Source organism: Pseudoalteromonas rubra (genome assembly GCF_004212645.1).
GTDB lineage: Bacteria > Pseudomonadota > Gammaproteobacteria > Enterobacterales > Alteromonadaceae > Pseudoalteromonas > Pseudoalteromonas rubra_G.
The window spans coordinates 158,937-181,559 of sequence record NZ_PPUZ01000002.1; the positions used below are offsets into that span (position 1 = coordinate 158,937).

The 22,623-nt window shown below is 50.1% G+C and carries 19 protein-coding genes; 12 read left to right on the plus strand and 7 right to left on the minus strand.

The features are described from left to right. The first annotated feature begins 711 nt into the window (after positions 1–711). The 3 genes from C3B51_RS01245 (at position 712) to C3B51_RS01255 (ending at position 4,178) form a co-directional block, all read left to right on the plus strand. Complete coding sequence (locus C3B51_RS01245; RefSeq protein WP_125716218.1) at positions 712–1,104, plus strand: MmcQ/YjbR family DNA-binding protein; 393 nt, start codon at positions 712–714, stop codon at positions 1,102–1,104. 140 nt (positions 1,105–1,244) lie between these two features. Then, entirely contained in the window at positions 1,245–3,089 is a 1,845-nt protein-coding gene (locus C3B51_RS01250) for a choice-of-anchor I family protein (RefSeq protein ID WP_130243901.1), read from the plus strand. A gap of 78 nt (positions 3,090–3,167) precedes the next feature. Then, on the plus strand, positions 3,168–4,178 hold the full coding sequence (locus C3B51_RS01255) for an ATP-dependent 6-phosphofructokinase (RefSeq protein ID WP_130243902.1): 1,011 nt from the start codon (positions 3,168–3,170) through the stop codon (positions 4,176–4,178). Here the strand turns inward: C3B51_RS01255 and nhaD are convergent. Then, positions 4,158–5,615, minus strand: a complete 1,458-nt coding sequence (nhaD, locus tag C3B51_RS01260) for a sodium:proton antiporter NhaD (protein ID WP_206074679.1) — start codon at positions 5,613–5,615, stop codon at positions 4,158–4,160. The genes C3B51_RS01255 and nhaD overlap by 21 nt on opposite strands. A 221-nt stretch (positions 5,616–5,836) precedes the next feature. After that, positions 5,837–6,778, minus strand: coding sequence for a DUF368 domain-containing protein (locus C3B51_RS01265; RefSeq protein WP_430929829.1), 942 nt, complete (start codon positions 6,776–6,778; stop codon positions 5,837–5,839). A 135-nt stretch (positions 6,779–6,913) separates the two neighbouring features. Here C3B51_RS01265 and C3B51_RS01270 point away from each other — a divergent pair, with 135 nt between their 5' ends. Continuing rightward, positions 6,914–7,774, plus strand: coding sequence for a DUF3530 family protein (locus C3B51_RS01270; RefSeq protein WP_125716215.1), 861 nt, complete (start codon positions 6,914–6,916; stop codon positions 7,772–7,774). Between the two features lie 141 nt (positions 7,775–7,915). Here the strand turns inward: C3B51_RS01270 and djlA are convergent, their stop codons facing one another. Genes djlA through C3B51_RS01285 form a run of 3 tightly spaced genes read right to left on the minus strand, consistent with a single transcriptional unit; the run spans position 7,916 to position 10,474 of the window. Next, positions 7,916–8,782 (minus strand): co-chaperone DjlA, encoded by an 867-nt coding sequence (gene djlA / locus C3B51_RS01275; RefSeq protein ID WP_125716214.1) that lies wholly within the window; start codon positions 8,780–8,782, stop codon positions 7,916–7,918. Continuing rightward, entirely contained in the window at positions 8,772–9,449 is a 678-nt protein-coding gene (murU, locus tag C3B51_RS01280) for an N-acetylmuramate alpha-1-phosphate uridylyltransferase MurU (RefSeq protein WP_130243903.1), read from the minus strand. The genes djlA and murU overlap by 11 nt, the downstream gene beginning before the upstream one ends. Further along, positions 9,446–10,474: an aminoglycoside phosphotransferase family protein gene (locus C3B51_RS01285; protein ID WP_130243904.1), complete on the minus strand. Its 1,029-nt coding sequence runs from the start codon at positions 10,472–10,474 to the stop codon at positions 9,446–9,448. The genes murU and C3B51_RS01285 overlap by 4 nt, the downstream gene beginning before the upstream one ends. A 97-nt stretch (positions 10,475–10,571) precedes the next feature. On the opposite strand from C3B51_RS01285, the gene lptD reads away from it, so the two are divergent. The 7 genes from lptD (at position 10,572) to C3B51_RS01320 (ending at position 19,263) form a co-directional block, all read left to right on the plus strand. Continuing rightward, positions 10,572–12,854, plus strand: a complete 2,283-nt coding sequence (lptD, locus tag C3B51_RS01290; protein WP_130243905.1) for an LPS assembly protein LptD — start codon at positions 10,572–10,574, stop codon at positions 12,852–12,854. 14 nt (positions 12,855–12,868) lie between these two features. After that, a complete protein-coding gene (gene surA, locus C3B51_RS01295) occupies positions 12,869–14,155 on the plus strand; it encodes a peptidylprolyl isomerase SurA (RefSeq protein ID WP_125716210.1) in 1,287 nt (428 codons plus the stop codon). A gap of 13 nt (positions 14,156–14,168) precedes the next feature. Then, the gene (gene pdxA, locus C3B51_RS01300; protein ID WP_130243906.1) at positions 14,169–15,161 is read left to right on the plus strand and encodes a 4-hydroxythreonine-4-phosphate dehydrogenase PdxA; all 993 of its coding nucleotides are present in this window, start codon (positions 14,169–14,171) and stop codon (positions 15,159–15,161) included. Next, complete coding sequence (gene rsmA, locus C3B51_RS01305) at positions 15,158–15,964, plus strand: 16S rRNA (adenine(1518)-N(6)/adenine(1519)-N(6))-dimethyltransferase RsmA (protein ID WP_130243907.1); 807 nt, start codon at positions 15,158–15,160, stop codon at positions 15,962–15,964. The genes pdxA and rsmA overlap by 4 nt, the downstream gene beginning before the upstream one ends. After that, on the plus strand, positions 15,948–16,337 hold the full coding sequence (apaG, locus tag C3B51_RS01310; protein ID WP_046005680.1) for a Co2+/Mg2+ efflux protein ApaG: 390 nt from the start codon (positions 15,948–15,950) through the stop codon (positions 16,335–16,337). The genes rsmA and apaG overlap by 17 nt, the downstream gene beginning before the upstream one ends. Then, complete coding sequence (locus tag C3B51_RS01315) at positions 16,337–17,134, plus strand: symmetrical bis(5'-nucleosyl)-tetraphosphatase (protein WP_125716207.1); 798 nt, start codon at positions 16,337–16,339, stop codon at positions 17,132–17,134. Before apaG ends, C3B51_RS01315 begins: the two co-directional genes overlap by 1 nt. Before the next feature lie 113 nt (positions 17,135–17,247). Next, complete coding sequence (locus tag C3B51_RS01320; protein ID WP_125716206.1) at positions 17,248–19,263, plus strand: methyl-accepting chemotaxis protein; 2,016 nt, start codon at positions 17,248–17,250, stop codon at positions 19,261–19,263. Positions 19,264–19,329: 66 nt separating this feature from the next. On the opposite strand, the gene C3B51_RS01325 is transcribed toward C3B51_RS01320, so the two are convergent. Together C3B51_RS01325 and C3B51_RS01330 are read right to left on the minus strand one after the other, a co-directional pair. After that, the gene (locus C3B51_RS01325) at positions 19,330–20,439 is read right to left on the minus strand and encodes a GNAT family N-acetyltransferase/peptidase C39 family protein (RefSeq protein WP_125716205.1); all 1,110 of its coding nucleotides are present in this window, start codon (positions 20,437–20,439) and stop codon (positions 19,330–19,332) included. Continuing rightward, complete coding sequence (locus C3B51_RS01330; RefSeq protein WP_130243908.1) at positions 20,439–21,887, minus strand: RimK family protein; 1,449 nt, start codon at positions 21,885–21,887, stop codon at positions 20,439–20,441. The genes C3B51_RS01325 and C3B51_RS01330 overlap by 1 nt, the downstream gene beginning before the upstream one ends. Positions 21,888–22,149: 262 nt before the next feature. Here C3B51_RS01330 and C3B51_RS24020 point away from each other — a divergent pair, with 262 nt between their 5' ends. Then, positions 22,150–22,278 (plus strand): hypothetical protein, encoded by a 129-nt coding sequence (locus tag C3B51_RS24020; RefSeq protein WP_276319639.1) that lies wholly within the window; start codon positions 22,150–22,152, stop codon positions 22,276–22,278. Positions 22,279–22,623 lie beyond the last annotated feature (345 nt).

The window sequence follows — 22,623 nt, forward strand, 5'->3', positions numbered from 1 at the left end:
TTCTCGCGTAGTGTACAATAAGTCTAAAAAGCACGCAAAAACACTTAAATTGTTGCAAAATATTGCATTATTTAATTTAATACGTCCCCAGAAACGCTTGGTTTCTCATTCAGGTTGCCGTGAGAGCGCTCTCCTGAGTGCGCAAATAATCGCTAACTTATTATTTTAACTAAGCATTATTTGCGTTGACACTAATATAAGTGAAGCAAAGTGGCGGATTAGATCACGGGCAGATCTGAACACCTGCTACTTTTGCTGGCGATCCGGTTTGATTTTCCTACACTTAGGTTAAGCCGAACGGGATTGTAAGCTTATGCGTGCCAATTTGATTGCACTTTCACCGTATGTGGAGAGGGCCTCCCCTATCTACCGTCGGATGAATGTTTAATGAAGTGGGCATTTGTCATTTGGTCATGGTGTGGTTAGCAGTCAAAGAGTGGGAGTAAACTCCTCCTTGAGCAGATTTGAAATTGGAACTGTAAAGATAAATGGACTGGTTAACCTCTGTGCAGTTTAAGACGTTATTTTCTCGTTTGAGTGAAATATACTGATATTGTTGCGCAGCTTAGATAAGGTTATTCAGGTATATTCCTATTTGGTCTTAACTGACTGATAGTTTTTACTTATTCCCAATTACAGAAATCTCACAAAAGCTGCTAAAATCAGCCCCATGTTTTGTTAATTTAATTTGTTATTTCAAGGACACGGGCTATGGATCAGAAATTCGTACATGAGTATTTACAGGCTAAGCCTGGGACCTTTATCACAAAACCGTTTGCACAGGACGTGGACGTTTACAAGGTACAGCACAAGATGTTTGCTACCTTATATGAAGGGAAAGAGGGTCAAATGGGTGAGAATGGTGAGCCAGTTTGGTGGCTTAACCTAAAGTGTGATCCGGATGAAGCGCTATTGTTACGCGATAAGTACGCTGCAATTGTACCGGGTTATCATATGAATAAACGACTATGGAACACCATCATACTGGATGGCAGCATCCCGGAAGAAGAGATCAAACGCATGATAGATGACTCCTATCAGATAGTGGTTGATAACTTACCCAGCGCGCAACGCGCAGAGCTTGACCGTCTCACTCAATCTTAGAGTGGCCGTCATCATTGGTTTCCCTCGCACCCAGTGCGAGGGCCATTTTCTCTTTCCTTTTCTTTAACCCTCCCTTGTCATTCTGATGTCAATTATCCCTGTTTTAATGACAGTGATTTTCACAACACAGAATAAAGACAATGAAAAAAACACTGATCTCACTAACGCTACTGGGCCTACTCAGCGGCTGTGCTCTGGATGGCGACGACGGACAAACAGGTAAGCAAGGCGAACAAGGCCTGCAAGGTGAAACTGGCCAGGCAGGACAACCCGGCGAGAAAGGCGATAAAGGTGACCCCGGTGCACAGGGTGAGCAAGGGCCGCAGGGAGAAAGTGGTGCCCGCATGAGTGGCGACTTGTCAGCACAGTTGGTTGGTCGGGCCGTGTTGAACGTGGCAAGTCCGGAGGGAGCTGCTGAAATCGTCGCTTACCATAAAGCCAGTCAACGTATTTTTGCGCTTGACAGCTCCGGCGACACTCCACAAATTGCTATCATTGCGGCTGCGCAGATCGACGCGGATAAACTCAGCAAAGACAACCAGGGGGTTGTCACAAATACCAATCTAACGGTCACTCAGACCATTGCAGTCAGTGAAGAGGTGGCAGCCGATGCGAACAGCCTGGCCATTCATGGCGATATGCTTGCCGTTGCAATGGCGCGTGCGACCGGCGAAACCGGGTTTGTGCTGGTCTACAATATTGCCGATCAAACACCTCAGCTGCTGAAGTCGGTCGAAGTCGGATACCTGCCTGACATGGTCACTTTTAACCAGGACGGCAGCAAGATCCTGGTGGCCAATGAAGGTGAACCGGCGGGTGATTACAGCGTTGACCCGCAAGGCAGTATCGCCATCATCGACATCAACGACGGACAGGTGGCCGGTCAGGCCACGCTGTTAGGTTTCGAAGCCTTTAATGATCAGCAAGCCCAGTTGCAGGCGCAAGGCGTGGTGTTCGCTAACCCAACCGGACGTACGATTAAAGGACAGGTAATCAATACCAGCGTTGCCATGGATCTTGAGCCTGAATACGTCACAGTCAGCAAAGACAACCGTTATGCCTATGTGTCACTACAAGAGAACAATGCGCTGGCCATTGTTGATCTAAGCGATAACTCACTAACAATAAAAGGCCTGGGTTATAAAGACTGGGGTAAATGGAGACTGGATGCGTCCGACAAAGACGACGGCATTAATCTGCGTAGCTACCCGGGGTTATACGGCATGTACCAGCCGGACTCCATTGCAACTTATCAATGGCAGGGAGCCAACTTTATCGTCACGGCTAACGAGGGTGACGGGCGTGAGTACTTCTTCCCTGCGGCTGATGAAGCCGAGTGTACGGCCAATGGCGGACTGGATTACGACAAGGATGATGGCTGTCTGGCCTATACCGACGAGATCCGAGCCAAGGACCTCACCCTGGCGGATAACTTTGCGTATATCAACAATGACAATGACGATCTGGGTCGCCTCAAAGTGACTACTGTGATGGGCGATCAGGACAATGATGGTCAGTACGAAAAACTCTATACCTATGGCGCGCGCTCATTCTCTATCTGGGATCAAAATGGTGCCCGGGTATTCGATTCCGGCGATGAAGTGGTGCGGATCACCTCCGCGCTGCATGGCGCGCAATTCAATAACGATGAAGACACCAACGAGGGAGACACCCGCTCTGATGCCAAAGGCGCAGAGCCGGAAGCGCTGACACTGGGCCAGATTGGTGAGCGCACTTATGCCTTTGTCGGGCTTGAGCGTATGGGCAGCATCCTGGTCTATGATGTCACCAACCCGTTTAATGTCACCTTTACGACTTACCTCATCAACCGGGGTCTTGAGGAGGGTGCGGATATTTCAGGTGATCTGGCACCAGAAGGCATGACCTTTGTCAGTGCCGAGCACAGCCCGACCAGCACGCCATTACTGATTGTTGGCAATGAAATTTCGGGCAGTATTGCTATCTGGTCACTAACTCAGAAGTAAAACCGCTTGTCTTGTACTGTGGCTGCTCCCTGCTGTACATTAAACACTGTATAGCACAGCCACAGTACAGAGAATTGAATGACCAAAATTGCACTACTCACTAGCGGGGGCGATGCACCCGGCATGAATGCGGCCATCCGCGCGATAGTACACAGCTGCCAGCACCACCAGTACGAGTGTATCGGCTTTTTCCATGGTTATAACGGCCTGCTCAACGATGAATGGCAAGCACTAACACATGCTGATGTCGGTAACATCCTGCAATTTGGCGGAACGATTTTAAAAAGTGCCCGCTGCCCGGCAATGTGCGACCCAAAGGGTCCAAAGCAAGCTGCTAACACACTCAGAAAACATCAGATTGACGCCCTTATCGTGATTGGCGGGGATGGCTCGTTCAGAGGTCTGGAGGCGCTCAAAGCACACTGGGAAGGTCAGGTCATCGGCCTGCCCGGCACAATTGATAATGATCTGGCGGGTAGTGACAACACCATAGGCTTTGCCACTGCGGTGACGACCGCCACCCACGCGATAGATAAAATTCGCGACACCGCCAACGCCTTCGAGCGGGTGTTTATTGTCGAAGTGATGGGGCGACACAGTGGTCATATTGCCTTCAATGTTGGGCTGGCAACGGGCGCGGAGGCCATCCTGTCATTCGAAAACTGTGACCCCTCTGATACCGCGCCTCAGCTGGCACGCCTGATCTCACAGATCCAGGTGCAGCAGCAACATAACCACGACAGCTTTGTGATCGTGCTTGCAGAAAACCTCTGGCCGGGTGGGCCTCAGGCACTCAAAGCACAACTGGCCGAGCAGGCAGGCATTGACAGCGCCGTGTGTGTACTGGGGCATATTCAGCGCGGTGGCAGTCCTGCGCCGGAAGATCGCCTGCTGGCCACAGAATTAGGGCTGGAAGCGGTAAATGCCGTCAGCCGCAATCGCGATAGCGTGATGATTGGTAAACAGGGCAGCACCTTGCAAGCTGTGCCGCTCAGCGGGGCTATCAATGATGCCAAGCCGGTCAATGGCCGCTGGGTAGCGGCACACGAAGACGTGCTCACCGAGTATCTAATCAAACACAGTGAATAGCTCGGCGTTTAACCACAAGTGAACCAGGATGCTGGCGGCATAGCCCAATGCAATGACCGGCGTCCATTTGAGGTGGCCAAAGAATGTATAATAGCCTCTGGCCTGACCCATTAACGCCACCCCTGCCGCTGAGCCGATGGACAGTAAGCTGCCGCCCACGCCAGCGGTCAAAGTGATCAGTAACCACTGACCATGGGACATCTCGGGTTGCATTGAGAGCACCGCAAACATCACCGGAATATTATCCACCACGGCGGATACCACCCCAAGGAACACGTTAGCGGCGGTTGCGGACCAGCCGCCATAAAGCACTTCAGACATCAGGCTCAGATAACCCAGGAACCCTAACCCGCCCACACACATAACAATGCCGTAGAAAAATAACAAGGTATCCCACTCAGCCCGCGACACTTTGGCAAAAACATCGAAGGGCACCACGTTACCAAGCGCTTGTAAACGCTCCTGATCGCCTGCCTGCTGCGCCGCAGCACGCTTTTTATCCAGAGAATTGGGCAAGGTGGTACGCAAGAAGTAGCCAAAGAATTGCAAGTAACCCAGGCCCATCATCATCCCCAGCACAGGAGGCAGATGTAGCAGGCTATGGCAGGAAACCGCCGTGGCAATGGTGACCAAAAAGAGCACCATGATGCGCCTTGCGCCACGTTTTAGCTCAATTTGTTCGTCACTTGCTGCTGGCTTCTTATTCTTCACAAACAGGCTCATGATCAAAGCTGGCACCAGGTAATTCGCCAGCGCCGGGAAAAACAACGAAAAGAATTCAGCAAAATGGACGATACCGGCCTGCCACACCATCAGCGTGGTGATATCGCCAAAGGGGCTAAACGCGCCGCCGGCATTGGCAGCCACAACGATATTAATGCAACTCAGGTTAATAAACTGCTTATCACCCTGCCCCACCTTCATCGCAACCGCACACATCAGCAAAGCGGTGGTCAGGTTATCGGCAATCGGTGAAATCACAAAGGCCAGCAGCCCGCTGAGCCAAAACAGGGTACGAAAGTTAAAGCCGCGACGCACCATCCACACCCGCAGCGCATCGAACAAACGGCGCTCCTCCATGGCATTGATATAGGTCATCGCCACCAGCAAAAACAGCATCAGTTCCGAAAACTCAAGTAGATTATGGCGAAAAGCGTGCTCGGTCAGCTCGGGGATTTCATTCATGACGTAATAGCCACCGATCAGCATCCAGATCAAACCTGCCGCCACCAGCACAGGCTTAGATTTACGCATATGCAGCTTCTCTTCCAGCATGACCAGAATATAGGCCAGTACAAAAATGGCAATACAGATCCAGCCAAGGGTGGCCGAGGTGAGATCTATGGGGGTTGCAACATGATTTGCAGCAGCCGATAGGGCCACCGGGTGCCAGAGCACACAGAGTAAGGCGAGCAGAGCGTAAAGCGAGTTTTTCATAAGTTATTAGGTCCGAAACAGAGTTAAAACTTGGTTAATTTTAGCGCGGCTACTTGATAGCACATTTTTTGTCTTATCTGCATTCGACACAAGTCTAAACCGCCTCTCACGGTGAGTCGTGCACGCCTCTGATAGCCAACAAAAACGGGCGTGTGAACAGTGTCACACGCCCGTATGAAAAGAGCATGAAATTTTATCAGTTGACCTCAGGGCTGGCGCAATTATGCGTCTTTGCTACTTATCCATTCGATAAGTAGGATCAGCGCCAGCCCCGCTACTGCCAGAGACACACAAGCCAAAACCTGAGGGTCCTGAGAGGTTAACCGGGCAAACTCTGCCGGCAATACGTTCGCCTGCATCAGGGGCTTTTCGATCCCCTTAGAATTGGTATAGCTGGTCAATACTTGCTTCCAGGGCCACAGCAAGTTCAGCGAACCGAGCAAGAAGCCACACAGCAATGCAAACGTCACCTGCTCAAAGCGACTCAGCAGCCACGACAACAACCGCGAAAACGCCATTAGGCCGATAACACACCCGCCCAGAAACAGCGCAATTAGCATGATTTGCATCTCATTGACCGCGCTCAATACATGTCCGTACATACCCAGCAGTAAGAGGATAAAACTGCCGGAAATACCCGGCAGGATCATGGCACAAATTGCGATTGCGCCGGCGGCAAAATAATACCAGGTTTGCGGTACGGCTTCGGCAGGTGCCAAAGAAGTAATGATATAGGCGATAGCGGCCCCTGCCAGGCACGCAGCGATTGTCGGCATATGCCAGCGGGTCACTTGCTTACCAACATGAACAAAGGAGGCGATGATCAGACCAAAAAAGAAAGACCAGACATACAACTGGTGATGCTCAAGCAAATAGGTGATGAGCTTAGCCAGAGATGCAGCACTGGTGAGCAAGCCACCAAACAAAACCAACAAGAAGGTGCCGTCTATATGTCGCCACGCCGCCTTAAACCCGTCCGTTTTAAGGGTTTTGATGGCATCCAGGTTGACACTTTTGATAGCCCCGAGCAGGCGGGCATAAATGCCAGTAATAAAGGCGATTGTACCACCGGAAACACCCGGAACAACATCGGCGGCGCCCATACCAGCCCCTTTAAAAAACAACCAGATAAAATCACGTTTGCTGTCAGTTTTATTGCTCAAAGCACTCTCCATCGATTTTTTTCGGCACGAGTTTACCGAAATTTTGTGACGCTGCACATAGCAGCGCTCACAATGGGCTCAAGCTTTACGGGAATTTGCCGATAACAGGGCAAAGAAAGGTAAGGTGCGCGCAATATGTTTACAAACTCCCGGTTACTTCTGATCCTCAGCTTGTTGTTCGGCCTGGCTGTTACAGGCGAAGCCAACGCTGCAGAGCATCAGCCACCACCGAGTAAATCATCACAATTTGACAGCGACTTGCGCTACTGGCTGAGCAGCGAAAAGCTGCTGACCATCAAAGATGAAGAGCAGGAGATAGCCGTGCTATTCTCCGAGTACATGGCAGCCCCCAAGCGCGGTATCATAGTATTACTCCCCGGACTTGAACAAAGTCAGCTCTACAATAATGGCCTGAGTTACTTACACCAAACGCTGACAGATGACGGTTACGACACTTATACCCTGCCGGTACCCGACCTGATTGACAGCGGCGATATTGCAACGGGCATAATCGAAGAGGCGCCAAATGAAGTAAAAAGTACTGCCATCCCGGTACTCAGTGAACTGGCGCTGGACAATTACAAAGCCGCGCTGGTCGCGCGCTTTGAGGCTCTGTATAAAACACTGGCCTTACGTCAGAACGAGCACATTGCCATTGTGGCATTTGGTAACAGCGCCGGCCTGTTTGCGGAGTACCTGGCCACGTTACCCAGCATTCGCGTCGATGCGCTGATCACCGTCAGTGCCCAGCTGGCCAATGCGCAGCGCAACAGCCACCTGCCCGCCAGTTTATCGCTGGTCACCCCGGCGCTGCTGGATGTCTTCTACACCTTTGACAGCCCTCTGGTACTGGATACCATAGACGAGCGCCGACGCTGGGCCAGACGCAACAGTAAACTTGACTACCGCCAAAGAGAGCTCTTCGGTCAACAACATCAGCCGATGCAGCATCAGCGGCTGCGCAAAGAGTTAACGGGGTTTTTAAGACGCCTTTGATGATACATTGAATCTTAACGTTTTTGCTTCAGGAGCCCATAAGCTGATTGGCAATACTGCTTTGGCTTACTTCAGCACAGACGCCCCTCAGCTGCTGCGTTTTTATTTTAGGCGCCCATAGGCTGACTGGATACTCTGGCTTTAACGTTTTTGCTTCAGGAGCTCATAAGCTGATTGAATACTCTGGCTTTTCCGTTTAGCAATTTCCATCATATGCTCGGGCAGACCCTGAGAGACCAACTTGTCCGGGTGGTGCTGTGACATCAGCTTACGATAGGCACGTTTGATGTCTTTGTCAGATGCTCCGTCACTTAGCCCCAGCACGGCCAGTGCTTCACTGCGAGATATCACGTTGTGCTGAGGCTCTCGTGCAGAACTGCGTTGCTGCCTTTGCTGATTGTGGCGCTGCTGAGATTGCTGCGACTGCCACTGAGCACGTTGCTGGCGAAAACGGAATTCCGCCTGGTAGCGCTTGAGTAAAAAGCCAAACTGAGCCTGAGAGATACCCAGATGCTTGCTGACTTCGCGCAGCAATGCTTGCTCCTGCTCAGAAACGTGGCCATCAGAAAAGGCCATCTGAATTTGAATTTCCAAAAACAGTTGCAGCAGATCATAGCGTCTGGCAAACGCCTCTCTGACTTCACGGACCGCTTCCTTAATCGAAAAATCAGCCTCTTTGCCAGCTCTGAATGCATGTTGCGCTTCGCGACGGTCGTCTCCTGCCAGCGCCATTTCATCCATAAATGCCGTTGCTGCACGGATATGGACTTCGCTGACTCGGCCATTCGATTTAGCGATATGTCCCATTACAGAAAAACAACTGGAGAAAAACAGTGCCTGACGCTCACTGAGATCATCGCCATTCAAAAAACCCTGAAACCCGCCGACCTTGTCAAAATCCTGTTTCAGGCTTTTGTCGAACAAGTGACCCAGATAAAAGCCGAGAATTGCCCCCAGCCATTTGCCAAATAAAAAGCCAAAGGCGGTGCCCAGCAACTTACCCCACATCAGCCTGCTCCATTGTCTTGTTAATCTGAGCTAAACGTTCAGGCGTGCCAATATCCTGCCACTGCCCCAAAAAAAGTTCCGTCGAGACACGGCCTTGGGCCAGACCTGTTTTGAGCATCGGCCCCAGCGCCACAACCTGTTCACTGACTTCATTAAAGAAGTCTTTGTGATACAAACCAATACCAGCAAAGGTATAGGCCTGCTCCTTATTGCTCTGATGAGCCAGCGGGAAGTCGCCGTGCGGATTATGTGGCGGGTTTTCGACAAGTACCAGATGTGCTTCACCGGGAAGCAGATGCAACCGGCACAGATCATGGACTGCGTAATCGGTAAAAATATCGCCATTGATCACGATAAAGGTATCGCCTTCGTCGCACAACAAAGGCAATGCCCTGACTATGCCGCCCGCGGTTTCCAGGCCCCCTTCGGGCTCCTCGCTATACTGGATAGACACCCCAAACGCACAGCCATCGGCAAAATAATCACGTATCTTGTCACCCTGCCAGGCAAGGTTAATGACGATATCAGTCACGCCGGCATCTGCCAGACGGCTTACGTGGTATGCCAGCAAGGGCTTTCCCGCTACCTCCAGCATGGGCTTTGGCATGGTGGCCGTCAGCGGCATCATACGCTTGCCCCTGCCCGCGGCCAAAATCATTGCTTTCATTGTTGCTGTTCCAGTTTAGCCTTTACTAAAGGTATTATCTCGGATTGCAAACTGGTTGCAAGCCATTGAAATGCATCAAAACACTCTGCTGCGTCCTGAATGTATTGCAAAGTTGGCAAAATGTTCTTTAAGTAACCCGGTTTACCATCGCGCAAGTATAAGCGTGCGAAGATCCCCGCGGCCTTAAGGTGGCGCTGCAACCCGGTCAAAGCCAGCTGTTGTTGATACTCTTCATAATCACTTAGGGCCAGTAGCCCGGCTTGACTTAACACCTCGAAACTGTGGCGCTGCAAATGATTAAATTGCGCCTCGGGCAGCCTGTGATAACAATCTTTAAGTAACGAAACAACGTCATAGGTAACCGGTCCCTGAACGGCATCCTGATAGTCGATAACCACCCACTGCTGATTGTGCCACATGATATTACGGCTGTGGAAATCACGATGCATTGTCACCTGGGTTTGCGCCTGCATATTAGCCACCAGAGCCTGCTTTAGGCTTGCCCACTGCTGCTGCCAGTGCTCTTTAATTTCAAAACCCAACCAGTGAGTGAGCAACCACTCACTAAAAATTTCCAGCTCCATATCAATGAAAGCCGCATCATAGGGTTTCATATAAGGACTCGCAGGTAGTCGGGCAATGTCAGGCAGCATGTTGATCAGGGACTCATAGTCTTGCTGTGCATGGCACTGTGCACTGAGTCTGTCCGCCAGATGCTGCGCACCAAGGTCTTCCAGTAACACAAACCCCAGCGCACAATCCGCAGCAAAGATCTGCGGCACCCTGACCTGACCTGCACTGAATACTTTGTTCAGCTCAACAAAGGCACTGACGTTGCCCGCCTCAGGGGCAACATCGAGCAAAATAAAAGTGTTTTCACGGTGCGTAATACGAAAGTAGCGACGAAAACTCGCGTCTCCGTCAAGGGCCGTGACCTGCTGTGGCTCAGCATAAAAATGGTTGTGTAAAAAGGCCGCTCTGGCCTGCGCTCGGGACACAACCTCAGGTGACAAGCTTGGGGTCATTTTTCTTACTATTTCCTATTCTTAACTACTGTAATTAACACGCTTTTCATTTATTATGTCTGGCTTGAAAATGAATTTCGGCAAACAAGGTTGATAAATGAGCAAAGCTTGGGGCCTTTTCGTGCTTCCCCTAATCAGTACAGCGACTTTTGCTAATTCGAACATTGATGGCCTTCAGTGTAAAGACTACTTTCAGCCTAAAAACTGGCAACCCCTCGCTGATTTACCCAAAGGCGCCATCGACATTCAGTCCGATAATGTAGAATTGCAAGGCGTCGACAGCGCTGAATTCAGCGGTAATGTAGTAATAAGCTCCAATGTAATGAGCTTATCTGCTCAGGCTGCGCTGATTGACAAACAACAGGGGCTGCTCAATGCCACCGGTCCACTGGTGTTTCAGGATGCCTATACACTCGTTAACAGTACCGGTATGTTTGCCAACCTTAAAGACTATGAATTCAGTCTGCTGGGGGCCGATTACTGGCTGACTCAGCAAAATGGCCACGGCAGCGCCGAGAAACTGCATGCGACCAGCAACCAGGTAGACCTGCTCAATTCCAGCTTTACCACCTGTCCGGGAGAAACCCCGTTTTGGTCGATAGAGGCCAGTAATATCGTCATGAACCGCGACAGTGGCTGGGGAGAAACCCACAATACCGTCCTGAAAATACTCGATACGCCCGTTATCTATGTGCCTTATTTTACGTTCCCCATTGATGATCGCCGCAAATCAGGTGTACTAACGCCAACCATCAGTAGCTCCAGTCGCCGTGGTTTAGGGATTGCAGTGCCCTACTACTTAAATTTGGCACCCAACTACGACGCAACCATCACACCCCGCTATATGTCTAAAAAAGGCACTCAGCTGATTTCTGAATTCCGCTATCTGACCCAACAACATCAGGGTCAGCTCGCTATTGAATTTCTGGAGCAGGACGACTCTGCCAAACAGCTGGATGAGCGCTACCTGGTCAACTGGACGCAAAACAGTTATTTTGATGAAAACTGGCGCGCCAGCGTCGACATCACCAATGTCAGTGATGATGCCTATATCTCAGACCTCGATTCCCAGTACGCCAATGAAACAGACACGCAGCTCTATCGTGTCGGGCAACTCAGTTACCTGGGAGAAGACTGGTCTGTCGATTTGAAAGTACAAAACTTTGAAGTTCTGGGTAACCATACGGAATCCTATGCCGTTTTACCTCAGTTGACTGTGAATCATGTCACTCGTAACTATCAGGGCTTTAATTGGGGACTCACCGGACAAATAAGTCACTTTACTAACGATGAGCTGACGGTGACAGACGCAACCCGAGTGCATCTCGAACCGGGTATTTCTTATGATTACAATGCCCATGCCTGGTCTTTCGCCTCCAATCTGAGCCTGATGCATACCTATTATGAGCAGGAAGGAGACGAGGCATTCGCGCAATCTCAGTATAAGAAATCTGTTTCCCGTACCCTCCCTAAACTACGTTTACACGGCCAGCTGAACCTGGAGCGTCCGACCAACTTTATTTTAGAGCAAGGTACGCAAACATTGGAGCCACAGATCCAATACTTATACACCCCTAAAAAGGACCAATCCGGTATTGCCTTGTATGACACCATAAAAATGCAGGATGACTTTTTTGGTCTGTTTCGCGAGCAACGCTTCTCGGGTGTCGACTTTATTGCGCAAGCAAACCAGTTTACCCTGGGTGCAACCACCCGTTTGTTCGACACTCAAAACATCGAACGCTTTAACTTAAGCATGGGCCAGATCCTGTACTTAAGTGATTCCGCCAAGCCCACAGAACAATCTTTGGAAAGCAACCCGCTCAACCAGAATACCCAAGAGTTTGGCAGCAAGAATTACAACGCCTTGTTTGCGGCCGAAAGTATGCTGCACTGGCATCGCCGCTGGTACTTCTCCGCCGGTTTGCAGTATGATGCCGATGAGAAAGAACTGATCCAGTCTCATATGACGCTCGACTACCGGGGCAGCAATAAAAAACTCGTTCAATTGAACCATCACTACGCCAGTGATGTCTCAGGATACGAAATTGATCAAATCGGTCTGTTCAGTAGTTTACCCATAGATGAAAACTGGCAGTTGATTGCCAGCTATCATCGCGACCTGACGGCAAGCCGCAGCGTTGAAGTGTTTGCCGGTCTGCAGTACGAATCGTGCTGCTGGGCGGTGCGCATAACAGGTAAACGCCAGATACAAACGGATCTCAACCAAACGATTTCACGTGATGACGCCATTTTTGACACAAGCTTTGGTATCAATTTTGTGTTAAAAGGGTTAGGCAGCAAATCAAGATATGATGCTAGCCAGTTACTACGTTCGGGTATCTTTGGTTACCGCAGACCGTTCTTTTTAAATAATTAACAACAAAGACTCTTATGAATTTAAAAAAGCTGTTATTAGTTCCAATTTTAAGTATGACGCTGGCACAACCCGTTTGGGCAGAGCGTGTCCAGCTGGATAAAGTAGTCGCAACGGTTAACGACGGTGTGGTACTCAAAAGTGAAGTAGATAAAATCATTAACCGTGTAAAAGAGCAGGCCGAGCAACAAAATACCGAGCTGCCGTCTGACAAGGTGCTTCGGATCCAGGCCATTGAAAAGCTCATTGATCAAGTGTTGATGGAGCAAATGGCAACACGTATGGGGATGGAAATTTCCGACGCGCAACTTGATCAGACACTGGCCAACATGGCCAAAGATCAGGGCGGCACCATCGCCGACTTACGTAATTCCATTGAAGCCACAGGAGAGAGCTTCCAGGCTTACCGGGAAGAGATTCGTACTGAGATCATGGTATCGCAGGTGCAACGCGCAGCGGTGGATCGCCGTATCTATATCAGCCCGCAGGAAATCGCCAACTTACAACAAATTTTGGCACAACAAACAGGCCAGTCTGAAGAATATGACATCGGCCACATCCTGATCAAAGTGGAAAGCAAAGCAAATCCAGAAGACATTCAGGATGCCCGCGAACGCGCCGAAAAAGTCATTGAGTTTCTCAATGAAGGCCGCGAATTTAAACGCATTGCCATCGCTTCTTCCAGCGGTGCAAAAGCGCTTGACGGCGGTCAGCTGGGCTGGATGGGCATCAATGAAATGCCCACCCTGTTTGCAGAAGCCGTCAAAGGCAAAAAGAAAGACGACATCATAGGGCCACTGCGCTCGGGTGCCGGTTTCCACATTCTGAAAGTACAAGATATCCGTGGTCGTCAGGTTGTCGAGCGGGTTGAAATGCGTTCTCGCCATATTCTGATCAAGCCGTCTATTATCCTCAGTGAAGAAAAAGCGCGGGATATGTTAGCGGGCTTTGCAGCAGACCTGCGTGCCGGTAAAGCCGATTTTGCCGAACTGGCTAAAGAGCACTCGGAAGACCCCGGCTCAGCGCTTAAAGGCGGTGAATATGACTGGACAGATCCAACCACCTATGTGCCTGCGTTTCGCGATACATTAATGTCGCTCGAGCAAAATGAGATCAGTGAGCCATTCAGAAGTACCTTCGGCTGGCACATCGTGCAGTTGCTCGATAAACGCGTTGCTGATAAAACAGAACAAGCAAAAGCAAATCGTGCCCACCAACTTCTGTTCCGCCGTAAATTTAAGGAAGAGAGCTTTAAGTGGATGCGTGAAATGCGTGAGCAAGCGCACGTAGAAGTAATCGACTAATAGAAGAACTAAGATGAGTTTAAGAATCGCAATCACCCCCGGAGAACCGGCAGGGATAGGGCCGGATTTGGTTATCAAACTGGCGCAACACGACTGGCCAGCGCAGCTGGTCGCCGTTGTTGATAAAGACATCATGCTACAGCGTGCCCGGGAGCTTGATACGACCATTGAGCTCATTCCGTTCGATCCTTTGGCCCCAGCTGAGGCCGCGCCACCAGGCAGTATTTATTACCTTCAGGTAGACAGGGGCTGCGACGTTATCGCCGGGGAGCTGGACGAACGCAATGGCCAGTATGTACTGGATACCTTGCGTATTGCCTCGGAAAAGAATATGGACGGTACATTTGATGCCGTGGTAACCGGGCCAGTTCATAAAGGCATTATCAATCGCGCCGGTATCTCTTTCAGTGGCCACACTGAGTATTTTGCTCAGCAGTCCAACACCCCAGATGTGGTGATGATGCTGGCCACCGAAGGACTGCGCGTGGCGCTTGTCACTACGCACATTCCACTGGCTTATGTGTCTAAAGCCATTACTCATGAGCGCCTGACTAAGGTTGCCCATATTCTTTATCAGGACCTGCAAACCAAGTTTGGTATTGAACAGCCAAATGTGCTGGTATGCGGCCTGAACCCCCATGCGGGCGAAGGTGGTCATCTGGGCAACGAAGAAATTGACACCATAGAGCCGGTTTTGGCTGAGCTCAATGCACAGGGGATGCACTTTATCGGTCCGCTGCCCGCAGATACCCTGTTTCAGGCGAAATATCTCGAAAATACCGATGCTGTATTGGCAATGTATCACGATCAGGGCTTACCTGTGTTAAAATACAAAGGATTTGGCAATTCGGTGAATATTACCCTCGGATTGCCCTTTATCCGCACTTCTGTTGACCATGGCACGGCACTCGATCTCGCCGCCAGTGGCAACGCCGAAGTCGGTAGTTTCGAATTAGCGATCCGCGAAGCAATTAAGCTCGCCACCGAGAAAACACAGAGTTCATGACAGATAAAGTACATTTGGGCCACCGAGCCCGTAAACGCTTCGGCCAAAACTTCCTTAACGACAGCAATATCATCGATAAGATTGTCACGGCCATCGATCCTAAGCCCACAGACAACCTGGTCGAGATTGGCCCAGGTTTAGGCGCCATCACAGAGCCCGTTGTTGAACTCAGTGACCAGCTAACTGTTGTAGAACTGGACCGCGACCTGGCCGAGCGCCTGATCCATCACCCTTTTTTAGGGCCTAAACTGACGGTGCATCAGGGCGATGCCATGAAGTTTGATTTTTCTTCGCTGCTAAAAGGCGACGAAAAACTGAAGATTTTCGGTAACCTGCCTTATAACGTCTCTACCCCGCTACTGTTTCATTTATTTGAGTTTGCAGATCAGGTCGAGCACATGCACTTCATGCTGCAAAAAGAAGTCGTCAATCGCATGGTGGCAGGGCCCGGCACAAAGGCTTATGGCCGTTTGAGTGTCATGACACAATACTACTGTCATGCCATCCCTGTGATCCAGGTACCGCCAACGTGCTTTAAACCTGCGCCCAAAGTGGATTCAGCGGTAGTCAGACTGATCCCTAAAGATGCGCAACAACGTAGTGCTAAGAGCACCAAAGTACTCAATACTGTGTGTCTTGAAGCGTTTAACCAAAGACGTAAAACACTACGCAATAGTTTGTCAAACCTAATGACAGCTGAGCAATTGAGCGACCTGGGGATTGACCCGGGCTTACGTGCCGAGAATATTTCCCTTTCGCAATTTATTGAGATAGCAAACTGGATCTATGACAACAAAGAGTGAGATCGGCTCACCGATCAAAGTATCTGTAGAGACCTTCTATGTTGAAGGTCAATCTCAGCCAGACAAAGACAAATACGTCTTTGCCTACACCATTACCATTAAAAATCACAGCTTGTGCAACGCCAAACTGGAAAGCCGTTATTGGCTAATCACCGATGCCAACGGCAAAGAAACCGAGGTTGAAGGCGACGGCGTTGTGGGTGAACAACCGACCATTCGTCCGGGCGAAAGCTACCAGTACACCAGCGGCGCCGTGTTAGACACGCCCGTCGGTACTATGGAAGGCTACTACGTGATGCGCAACGAGTTTGGCACTGAGTTTCGTGCGCCCATTCAGGTATTCAGACTGAGCCGTCCGGATATTCTGCACTAATGGCCAATTATGTGGTGGGCGATCTGCAAGGCTGCTTTGCCCCATTAAAGCAGCTATTGCAGGAAGTTGCCTTTAATCCTGCCCGCGACCACCTTTACCTGGTTGGCGATATTGTTGCCCGGGGGCCCGACTCGCTCGGTTGTCTCGACTTTGTGTTTCGCCATCAGGATTGTGTCACCATTACGCTGGGTAACCACGATTTACACCTGATCTGTAACGTCTTGCAAGGCAAAGCCCCAAACCCCAAAGATAAACTCGACGCTCTGTATCAACACAGTAAACTGCCAGATTACCTGCATTTTTTACGCGCTCAGCCACTGTGCGTGTATCTTGAAAAATACCATACCTTTATATCGCATGCCGGTATTCACCCGCACTGGCAGATTGAGCAAGCCCTGAACTTGGGCCGCTGGGCCCAGCAAAAATATATGGGCGAAGAAGCCAAACCATTTCTGAGCGCTATGTACGGTAAAGAGCCCCGCTTACTGCTCGACGAAGACGAGCAAAGCCGCTTTAACACCATCATCAATGTGTTTACCCGAATGCGCTTTCTGACTTCTCAATGGCATCTGGATTTTGACAATAAGGGCACGCTGGATGACGCAGGCGAATTACGCCCCTGGTTTACCCATCCGCGCTTTCTGGACGATCCAAATCGTTACCTTTTTGGGCACTGGGCGGCCTTGCAGGGCATCACCAACACACCCAATGTCACTGCTTTAGATACAGGATGTGTATGGGGTGGGCCCATGACCTTGCTTGATTTAGATACAAACGAGCAAATTTCGAGCAATTAACTGTTTCTCGGCCGATTTTACTGAATTTTGAATTCACATCTGCTATAAAATACTTAACTATCGCGCAATAAATCCGATAAGCATTCATTCAGCTTTAATTTGATGGTACCCGTATGAATTTGACTGTAAGCCAACGTATCTGGGGTGGTTTTATTATAATCACTCTGCTCCTGTTGATGATCGGAGGAAACTCGCTGCTGAGGATCGCCAATATTGATAATTCCACAAGACTGGTTAATTCGCTCTCGTTGCCCGCTCTGGACAGCAGTGCTGCCTTACAGATTGAATTTACTCAAATGAGTAAACTGGCTCAGGGCAGTTACTTTACCCAGTCACCCGATGAGCTTAATTCACTCAAGGCTAAATTTAACGAACGTCAGCAAGCGTTTAATAAAACCTTTTCTGAGTTGGGCGCTGTGGTTGATCAGGACCCTGGTCTGGCACAAAGCAAACGTCAGGTTGAGACCAGCTTTAAGCAATTTTCTACCTCAGTGCAGGACTTGCTCAGCAACAAAGCCCGCGAACTGATGCTGGTAAAAACCCTTAAGCAGCAGCTTGAAGATACCGAAATGGCAGCTGAAGATGCCACCACTGTGGTACTCGATATTCTGGACTTAGATGGCTTGCAGGACACTGACGGCCGCGCCTATCAGGCCGCAACCAAGCTGGAAAACCTGTTTAGCTCTGCGGTGACCACCAGCACAGATATGATGACCATCAAAGAGCGCAACACACTGGATATCGTCGCCAAAGAGCAGGCCTATGTGCTCGAAGAGCTGGAACGCAATATGGCTTTGATGACAGCGACTGTTGCGCAGCTCGACAGCACACTGGCAGACGACTTGCAGCAATACTATGATGACCTGCTTGCCCAGTTAAAGGGCTCTGACGGCATTGCCGGCAATGTGGGCCAGCTGATCGCAGCACGACAAAAAACCCGCACCGAGCTGGACGTTGCAGAGACCACCACCAATGCAGCACTCAAGCAACTTGGTGAGCTGGTTGCCCAATCTAAACAACTGGCATTTGATATTCAGGACGAAGTACGAGCAGATGTGACCTCAGCTAATATGTGGACCTGGGTCGGCATGGTTATGGCAGCCCTGTTAGCCATAGTGATTGCATATTTGACCGTCAGCCGCATTACTAAGCCGCTGGCTGAAGTAAACCGGGTACTGAATATTGTGGCGCGCGGCGACATGACGCAAACCCTGGATGACTCGGCAAAAGATGAATTTGGCGAACTGGCACGCAGCTGTAACAGCCTCATCGCCAGCCTGCGTGAACTCATCACAGGTATCGTGTCACGCTCCACTCAGCTGGCAGCAGCCTCTGAAGAGACATCAGCCATCACCATAGAGTCGAGCCAGGCGATTAAGAGCCAGCAGTCTCAGGTTGAACAAGCAGCGACGGCTACAACCGAAATGAGCAGCACCGCCCATGGCGTTAGTAACAGTGCGCACCAGGCATTGCAGGAAATCAAAAACGCCGACAAAGAAGCCGAGCGAGTCAAAGGCATTTCTCAGGACAACAAACACACCATTGAGCAACTGGCGCACGAAGTGGAGGCTGTGTCTCAGGTGATCAACAAACTACATCAGGACAGCTCAGCCATTGGCGGGATCCTGGATGTTATTCGCGGCATTGCAGAGCAAACTAACCTGCTAGCACTGAACGCAGCCATTGAGGCGGCCCGTGCTGGTGAGCAAGGCCGTGGCTTTGCGGTGGTTGCTGATGAAGTTCGCTCGCTTGCCAGCAAGACTCAAGAGTCGACGCAGGAGATCCAGGCCATGATCGAGTCGCTGCAAAGCGGCGCCGAAGAAGCCGTTAGTGCGATGTCGAAAGGCCAGCAGCAGGCTGAATCATGTGTTCATCAAAGTGATGTTGCGAATGAAGCGCTTAACTCAATCACCGATGCGGTGTCGCGTGCACACGACGTCAGTGAGGAAATTGCCAATGCCGCCAACGAGCAGCAGCAGGTATCTCAGGAGATCAGTGAACGCCTGGAGTCTATTGTCACCATCGCCGAACAAACGGCTGAGGGTGCAAACCAGACGTCTATCTCAAGCTCAGAAGTGGCCAAGCTGGCCGAAGAGCTGAGACAGTCGGTTGATCAGTTCAGAGTCTGATCTTAGTCGATACCCAATCTAAAAGGGCCGCTCAATGAGCGGCCCTTTTCTTTACGCTGTATATAGTCAGAAAGACTCATGCACCACCACCAGGGCACTCAGTTTGCCCGCGCCAAAGGTGGCCATTTTTTCAAAGTCCTCGCGCGCAATCGGCACCTGCTGGCAATCGATTGCTTCCTGATCCTCTTCCACATCCGGATCATTGACATACAAGCACAGTGCATCGATGCCGGTGATTAACACCCAGTGCGGTGCCTTCTTGCCGTTTAAGCGGTAAGTGCTGATCAAGGCCAATACCGAGCTGCCCTCAGACAACCACTGCTCTACTTGCTCAAGTTTAAGGCTGGCGCACTGGATTGGGATATCCCGATATTCGCACTCTTGCTTAAACTGCTCGTGTACCAGCGTCATCACCTGTTTTTTCTGCTCGTTGCGCACTCCGTCAATAAACAAAGGCTGCGCCGTATTGACCACCACTTCTGTGGCAAAGCCCCGCCTTTCAGCCGCCAGTGCCAGGCCAAACGGATGGCAACCACCATGCCCCGAGGTCATAAAAATGGTCGTTGCTTCACGCCAGATCTCCAGCTCCAGGCTTTGATCGCCCATGCAACCCGGATCTATGCTGGCCATCGCCATCATTAAAGACGCCGGGCCACAAGTAAACTCAGTGGTTTGCTGATACCAGGGCGCAACCTGCAAAGTGGCCTGCTCAGTGCGCTTGCGAATGCACTTTTGCATTCTCAGCGCATCATCGTGATCTTCGTAGTAGTTATGATATTCGCCAAACACCCTGTAACCCAGTTTCTTGTACAGGGCGATTGCCGCCGTGTTGCGCCTGGCCACTTCCAGTCGCATATACAGCCAGCCCAATTGAGCCGCCTGTGACTCAAGTTCAGCCATTAACTGCCTGGCAATGCCCTTGCCCTGATGCTCCTGCGATACCGCCAGTGAGTACAAGCGTGCCAGTCGTGTTCCCTGATGCAGCCACAGCAGCCCATAGCCCACCAGCTCACCTGCCAGCCGGGCCGTCAGCAACAGACTATGCTCAAACCCGATATGATGCTTAAACTGGCGGCGACTAAGCTTGTCGCTGCTAAAACAACGCGCTTCCAGCTCAACCAGTTCGGCTAAATCCGCTGGCTGGGCTTTTTCAACCACCATACAGGCCTGTAACATTACTTTTTACCTCTCGCTTCAAGACGGCGCAAAAATTCCGACATGATCTGCATATACAACTCATCGCCCAGGTACTTGTCTTCGACACCCTGATCAATGCTGGGGTTGTCGTTCACTTCCAGCACATAAGCCTTACCTTCATGCTCTTTAATGTCGATGCCATACAAGCCATTACCTACCACAGCCGCCGCTTTCAGTGCGGCACCCAGCACAGCCTTAGGGACTTCAAAGGTCGGTAACGTATCAAATCCACCCGAGAAGTTGCGCTTTGAGCTGTGGTTATAGATCTGCCAGTGATTACGTGCCATATGATAGCGGCACGCGTAAATGGCACGTCCGTTCAGCACCCCAATGCGCCAGTCATAATCGGTGTACAAATACGCCTGGGCCAGCACAATGGCCGACTCACCCAGTAAGAGATTCAACCGAAATTGCAGCTCTTCTCTGGTTTTTACCTTGTACACGCCCTTAGAAAAGGCACTTTCCGGCATTTTTAACACCATAGGCAGTGATAACTGTTCAACCAACTCTTCTATTACCGCTTCAGAGCACTGGCTGACAAAACGGGTTTCCAGTGAAGGCACTTTTTTATAGTTAAACGCATCGTGCAAAAATACTTTATTGCAGCAACGTAAAATAGAGCTGGGGTCGTCAATCACCACTAAGTCTTTTTGCTCCGCCTCCTGAGCAAGGCGGTAAGTATGATGATCAATGGCTGTGGTCTCACGGATAAACAAGCCATCAAACTGACTTAGATTATACAGCTCAGCCGCCTCGACCAGGTGGACTTTAATACCCAGCTTGGCTCCGGCTTTCACAAACCGACTCACGGCGTTTTTGTTACTCGGCGGCAACTGCTCCTGATGATCAACCAGCATAGCCAGATCCCAGCGATGCTTTTTGCTGCTTTTGCGCTTTTTCCACTGCATTGCATGGACCCGGCTGAGCACCTGCGTACAAAATGCCAGTTCGTCCTGCTCAATCGATGAGAAATCGCTGCGCATTACCTGCACCTGTAACCCGTTGCCCTGAGGCTGGACATGCACAGTCAGTAACGGCGCCTGAAACTGCGCAAACAAGTGCGCTGCCAGCTTGGTATATTCCGTCTGTTGCGTTTCACCCATGCAAATCAGCAATGACAGGGGTTGTGACACCGCAATACCCTGCTGCGTGCACCAGGCCTGAGACAAATACACAGTGCAGCCCTCATCACCCAGTTCATTGATCACTTTTACGCTCGGCAGCGCCTGATGATTACGCGCTTCAGCCAGCAAGGAGCAATAGTAGCCCTGACTGAGGTATCGACGGCAGTCACACAGGTTAATGACCCGCAGCTTAGATTCGCCGAGTTTGGGGTACTCCTGCAGGTAGGTTTCGAAAGTCACCACATTGTCATTCAGTGGCAAGATATCTGCATTTTGATCAACAACAAATAGCGTAGACAACATTTTAGTCCTTAGTATGACCCGGCCTGTGATGCTTTTAAGCTTAGTACGCCAGGCCACTTTTTATCATGGTTTAACAACCGGTATAACGCTATTTGTATGTAAAAAGCGAAGTCATAGCAAACGATCAATTTTGATGCTTAAGATGAGCAATTCTTTTCTCGTATGTCGACTCCCCTGTCAGTGCGCGATATGCAGACCTTAATGTTGTAATTTGAGGGACAATCCTGCACACTAACGCCGCTTTTAATGGAGTAAAAAAAGAATGAAAAAAACAACACCGTTGGCGCTCATTACCACCTTATTGCTGAGTGCCTGTTCCACCCCACCAGCGGTGCACTCCCACCTGGCGCGCTTTGATGCGCCGGAAGCAGTATTAAGAGGTATTTTTTAGGCCTTAGCCACCAGTTTAGAGATACATTAATGACAAAATTCGACAGACAAGTCTGAAACAAAATCAATAACAGGTTTCAAAGAGACCGTTCAATACTTTTTTTAGCTTATTTAAATCACAGAGCCTGGGCATTATTAAAGCCCGCTTCGAAGTGAAACGGCAACTGAAATAGAGCAGCATTCCAGTTTGGAATTGCCATCGTCCATTTTTCTGAGAGATTTAATATACCAAAATGCAGTAGCTTTACTTTCCCTCCTATTTTAATTAGAAACCCACCTTTTTATGATTATTATATTCTTTTTCAAAATTAACCAAGCTATAATACAAGCCTGCAATCAAATATTT

Bases quoted from the DNA above. Each gene is read 5' to 3' on its own strand.
- apaG (WP_046005680.1), top strand. From the start codon at position 15,948: ATGACAACAAAGAGTGAGATCGGCTCACCGATCAAAGTATCTGTAGAG.
- djlA (WP_125716214.1), bottom strand. From the start codon at position 8,782: ATGTGGGGTAAGTTGCTGGGCACCGCCTTTGGCTTTTTATTTGGCAAA.
- lptD (WP_130243905.1), top strand. From the start codon at position 10,572: ATGAGCAAAGCTTGGGGCCTTTTCGTGCTTCCCCTAATCAGTACAGCG.
- pdxA (WP_130243906.1), top strand. From the start codon at position 14,169: ATGAGTTTAAGAATCGCAATCACCCCCGGAGAACCGGCAGGGATAGGG.
- C3B51_RS01330 (WP_130243908.1), bottom strand. From the start codon at position 21,887: ATGTTGTCTACGCTATTTGTTGTTGATCAAAATGCAGATATCTTGCCA.
- C3B51_RS01320 (WP_125716206.1), top strand. From the start codon at position 17,248: ATGAATTTGACTGTAAGCCAACGTATCTGGGGTGGTTTTATTATAATC.
- C3B51_RS01325 (WP_125716205.1), bottom strand. From the start codon at position 20,439: ATGTTACAGGCCTGTATGGTGGTTGAAAAAGCCCAGCCAGCGGATTTA.
- surA (WP_125716210.1), top strand. From the start codon at position 12,869: ATGAATTTAAAAAAGCTGTTATTAGTTCCAATTTTAAGTATGACGCTG.
- murU (WP_130243903.1), bottom strand. From the start codon at position 9,449: ATGAAAGCAATGATTTTGGCCGCGGGCAGGGGCAAGCGTATGATGCCG.
- C3B51_RS01270 (WP_125716215.1), top strand. From the start codon at position 6,914: ATGTTTACAAACTCCCGGTTACTTCTGATCCTCAGCTTGTTGTTCGGC.
- C3B51_RS01245 (WP_125716218.1), top strand. From the start codon at position 712: ATGGATCAGAAATTCGTACATGAGTATTTACAGGCTAAGCCTGGGACC.
- C3B51_RS01315 (WP_125716207.1), top strand. From the start codon at position 16,337: ATGGCCAATTATGTGGTGGGCGATCTGCAAGGCTGCTTTGCCCCATTA.
- C3B51_RS24020 (WP_276319639.1), top strand. From the start codon at position 22,150: ATGAAAAAAACAACACCGTTGGCGCTCATTACCACCTTATTGCTGAGT.
- C3B51_RS01250 (WP_130243901.1), top strand. From the start codon at position 1,245: ATGAAAAAAACACTGATCTCACTAACGCTACTGGGCCTACTCAGCGGC.
- C3B51_RS01285 (WP_130243904.1), bottom strand. From the start codon at position 10,474: ATGACCCCAAGCTTGTCACCTGAGGTTGTGTCCCGAGCGCAGGCCAGA.
- nhaD (WP_206074679.1), bottom strand. From the start codon at position 5,615: ATGAAAAACTCGCTTTACGCTCTGCTCGCCTTACTCTGTGTGCTCTGG.
- rsmA (WP_130243907.1), top strand. From the start codon at position 15,158: ATGACAGATAAAGTACATTTGGGCCACCGAGCCCGTAAACGCTTCGGC.
- C3B51_RS01255 (WP_130243902.1), top strand. From the start codon at position 3,168: ATGACCAAAATTGCACTACTCACTAGCGGGGGCGATGCACCCGGCATG.